This window comes from Streptococcus sp. DD11 (genome assembly GCF_001578865.1).
Lineage (GTDB): Bacteria > Bacillota > Bacilli > Lactobacillales > Streptococcaceae > Streptococcus > Streptococcus panodentis.
In genome coordinates, this window is record NZ_KQ969399.1 from 11,125 (window position 1) to 14,955 (window position 3,831).

General features: G+C 52.0%; 4 protein-coding genes and 1 pseudogene. All 5 read left to right on the forward strand.

Annotated elements, in window-relative coordinates:
- Nucleotides 1-102 precede the first annotated feature (102 nt).
- A complete protein-coding gene (locus STRDD11_RS12800; protein WP_128837627.1) occupies nt 103-675 on the forward strand; it encodes a thymidine kinase in 573 nt (190 codons plus the stop codon).
- Between the two features lie 20 nt (nt 676-695).
- Entirely contained in the window at nt 696-1,775 is a 1,080-nt protein-coding gene (gene prfA / locus STRDD11_RS12805; protein ID WP_128837628.1) for a peptide chain release factor 1, read from the forward strand.
- On the forward strand, nt 1,775-2,605 hold the full coding sequence (gene prmC / locus STRDD11_RS12810; RefSeq protein ID WP_128837629.1) for a peptide chain release factor N(5)-glutamine methyltransferase: 831 nt from the start codon (nt 1,775-1,777) through the stop codon (nt 2,603-2,605). Before prfA ends, prmC begins: the two co-directional genes overlap by 1 nt.
- Complete coding sequence (locus STRDD11_RS12815; protein ID WP_128837630.1) at nt 2,598-3,188, forward strand: L-threonylcarbamoyladenylate synthase; 591 nt, start codon at nt 2,598-2,600, stop codon at nt 3,186-3,188. Before prmC ends, STRDD11_RS12815 begins: the two co-directional genes overlap by 8 nt.
- Before the next feature lie 133 nt (nt 3,189-3,321).
- A pseudogene (gene glyA / locus STRDD11_RS14820) lies at nt 3,322-3,831 on the forward strand (serine hydroxymethyltransferase); the annotation flags it as partial.

The window sequence follows — 3,831 nt, forward strand, 5'->3', positions numbered from 1 at the left end:
GATAATATTATTTTATCACAAATGAGGTTTTAAAGAGTAGTGAATTATGGTAAAATAATGTGAAGTAAAAATGGAGATAGTGAATTAGCAAAGATTTAAATTATGGCTCAGTTATACTACAAATATGGCACGATGGATTCGGGCAAGACCATTGAAATTTTAAAGGTAGCCCACAACTATGAGGAGCAGGGAAAAGGTGTCGTGATTATGACATCCGCCCTTGACACACGCGACGGTTTTGGCCTGGTTTCCAGCCGCATCGGCATGAAGCGGGATGCACTGGCTATCGAAGACGAGACAGACATTTTCGGCTACATCAAAAGCCTGCCGGAAAAACCTTACTGTCTGTTAATCGATGAAGCTCAGTTTCTGAGGCGGCATCATGTTTATGATTTGGCACGGGTAGTGGATGAGCTGGATGTACCGGTCATGGCCTTTGGGCTCAAAAATGATTTCCGCAATGAACTGTTTGAAGGCTCCAAGCACCTCCTGCTTTTGGCGGACAAGATTGACGAGATCAAGACCATCTGTCAGTTCTGCTCCAAGAAAGCGACCATGGTACTGAGGACGGCTGACGGCCATCCTGTTTACGATGGGGAGCAGATTCAGATTGGCGGCAATGAGACCTATATTTCGGTCTGCCGCAGGCATTATTTTAACCCAGAAATCAAGTAAAAAGAGGAGATAAGTGAAAAATGAACATCTATGAACAGCTACAGGCGGTTGAGGATCGCTATGAGGAATTGGGAGAATTGCTGAGCGACCCCGATGTCGTCAGCGATACCAAGCGCTTTATGGAATTATCCAAGGAAGAAGCCAGCAGCCGCGACACAGTAGCAGCCTACCGCGAGTACAAGCGTGTCCTGCAGAATATCACAGATGCTGAGGAGATGATAAAAGATGCCTCTGGTGACGCAGACTTGGAGGAAATGGCCAAGCAGGAACTCAAGGATGCCAAGGCTGAAAAAGAAGCCTATGAGGAAAAGCTGAAAATCCTCCTCCTGCCCAAGGATCCAAATGACGATAAAAATATTATCTTGGAAATCCGCGGAGCTGCAGGCGGTGATGAAGCCTCCCTTTTTGCCGGTGATTTGCTGACCATGTATCAGAAGTATGCCGAAGCACAGGGCTGGCGCTTTGAGGTCATGGAAGCTTCGATGAACGGTGTCGGCGGCTTCAAGGAAGTGGTGGCCATGGTCTCGGGACAGTCGGTCTATTCCAAGCTGAAATACGAATCCGGCGCCCACCGGGTCCAGCGGGTCCCTGTGACTGAAAGCCAGGGCCGGGTCCACACCTCGACCGCCACGGTGCTGGTCATGCCGGAAATCGAAGAAGTCGAGTACGACATTGACCCCAAAGACCTGCGGGTGGATATCTACCATGCTTCCGGTGCCGGCGGTCAGAATGTCAATAAGGTCGCAACCGCTGTCCGCATCGTCCATCTGCCGACCAATATCAAGGTTGAGATGCAGGAAGAGCGGACCCAGCAGAAGAACCGCGACAAGGCTATGAAGATCATCCGAGCCCGGGTGGCGGATCACTTTGCGCAAATCGCTCAGGATGAACAGGATGCGGAGCGCAAGTCCACCATCGGTACCGGAGACCGCTCCGAGCGGATCCGTACTTATAACTTCCCGCAGAACCGCGTAACCGACCACCGTATCGGCCTGACCCTGCAAAAGCTGGACATCATTCTCTCCGGCAAGCTGGACGAAGTGGTGGATGCTCTGGTCCTCTATGACCAAACTCAGAAATTAGAAGAGCTCAATAAATAATGAAACTTGCCCAAATCTTGGCCGATATGGAGCGGCAGCTGGAGGCAGCCGGATCAGAGCCTGAAAGCCTGTCTTTTACTTATCGGGCTCTGAACCATCTCTCTTTTACAGACTTTGTCCTCAAGCTTCAGACGGAAGCAGAAGAAGCAGATCTGCAGCTGCTGCAGGCCATCCAAAAGCAGCTTCTGTCCCATCGGCCGGCCCAGTACATCATCGGCAGCAGCGACTTCTGCGGCCTGACCTTGCAGGTGGATGACCGGGTGCTGATTCCCAGACCGGAGACAGAGGAGCTGGTGGAGCTGATACTGGCGGAAAATCCCGACCTTCCTCTGACGGTCCTGGATATAGGCACCGGCAGCGGGGCGATTGCGCTGGCTCTGGCTGCCCGCCGCAGGCAGTGGCGGCTGACAGCTTCGGATATTTCAGAGGAAGCGCTGGCTTTGGCTGCGGAAAACGCTCAGACTTACGGCCTTGCAGCTGACTTTATCCAGTCGGACTGCTTCGAGAAGATAGCGAGGCGCTATGACATCATCGTGTCCAATCCTCCCTATATCTCAGCCGCTGACAAAGAAGAAGTCGGACCCAATGTGCTGGCCTCTGAGCCACACATGGCTCTCTTTGCAGAAGAAGATGGCTACGCCATTTACCGAAAAATAGCCGAGCAGGCCGAGCCCTATCTGACAGAAAAAGGAAAAATCTATCTGGAAATTGGCTATAAGCAGGGAGCCAAGGTGAGAGAATATTTTGAAAAGTCCTTCCCGCAAAAGCGGGTCCGGGTCCTGCAGGATCAATTTGGCAAGGATAGAATGGTGGCGGTAGATCATGGATAAGATAGAACAGACACTGGCGGAAGGCGGAGCGGCAGTTCTTCCGACGGAGACAGTCTATGGACTGTTTGCCCGCGCCTTGGACCCAAAGGCTGTCCAGCTGGTCTACGAATTAAAACGAAGACCCCGCGACAAGGCTCTCAATCTCAATGTCGCCCTTCTGGAAGACATTTACCGCTTTTCCAAACACCAGCCTGCCTATCTTGACAGGCTCTGTCAGGCCTTTCTGCCGGGGCCGCTGACCATTGTTTTAGAGGCCAATGATCAGGTTCCGATTTGGATTAACTCTGGCTTGAAAACCGTTGGCTTTCGGATTCCCAGCCATCCAGCTACGCTGGATTTGATTGCAAAATTCGGTCCCCTGATCGGTCCATCCGCCAATCTTTCGGGCAGCGCCAGCGGCGTTTCCTTCCGGCAGATTATGATGGATTTTGGGCAGGAGGTTCCCGGCCTGGAAGACGACGCCTTTCTGACTGGTCAGGATTCGACTATTTTGGACCTGTCGGGCCCAAAGGCCCGCATCCTCCGTCAGGGAGCCATCAGCAAAGAAGACATTCTGGACAAGGTTCCGGACATTTGCTTTTAGAAAAGCTTTTCTCTGTGAAGAAAGCGCAGAAGCTGAGACGGCAAGGCCTTGGTCTCGCTAGCTTAAAGCAAAACACTATTCAGGCCATACAGTTTTGAAAACTGCTTGGCCCGCACCAGAAGGGAGATACTTCATGATTTTTGACCAAGACAATTATAAAGAATTTGACGCCGAGCTTTGGCAGGCAGTTGCCCAAGAAGAAGAGCGCCAGCAGCACAATATCGAGCTGATTGCTTCGGAAAATGTCGTTTCCAAGGCCGTTATGGCAGCTCAGGGCTCTATTTTGACCAATAAATACGCCGAAGGCTACCCAGGCCGCCGTTACTATGGCGGAACGGACGTTGTAGACGTCATTGAAAGCCTGGCCATTGAGCGGGCCAAGGAGATTTTCGGTGCCAAGTTTGCCAATGTGCAGCCCCACTCCGGCAGCCAGGCCAACTGTGCAGCCTACATGGCCCTCATCGAGCCAGGCGATACCGTCATGGGGATGGACCTGTCAGCCGGCGGCCACCTGACACACGGTGCTGCAGTCAGCTTTTCTGGCCAGACCTATCACTTCGTATCTTATAGCGTCGATCCTGAGACGGAATTGCTGGATTTTGATGCCATTTTGGCTCAGGCCAAGGAAGTTCAGCCCAAGCTG

Coding starts and splice junctions, on each gene's coding strand:
- STRDD11_RS12800 (WP_128837627.1), top strand. CDS start 103: ATGGCTCAGTTATACTACAAATATGGCACGATGGATTCGGGCAAGACC.
- prfA (WP_128837628.1), top strand. CDS start 696: ATGAACATCTATGAACAGCTACAGGCGGTTGAGGATCGCTATGAGGAA.
- prmC (WP_128837629.1), top strand. CDS start 1,775: ATGAAACTTGCCCAAATCTTGGCCGATATGGAGCGGCAGCTGGAGGCA.
- STRDD11_RS12815 (WP_128837630.1), top strand. CDS start 2,598: ATGGATAAGATAGAACAGACACTGGCGGAAGGCGGAGCGGCAGTTCTT.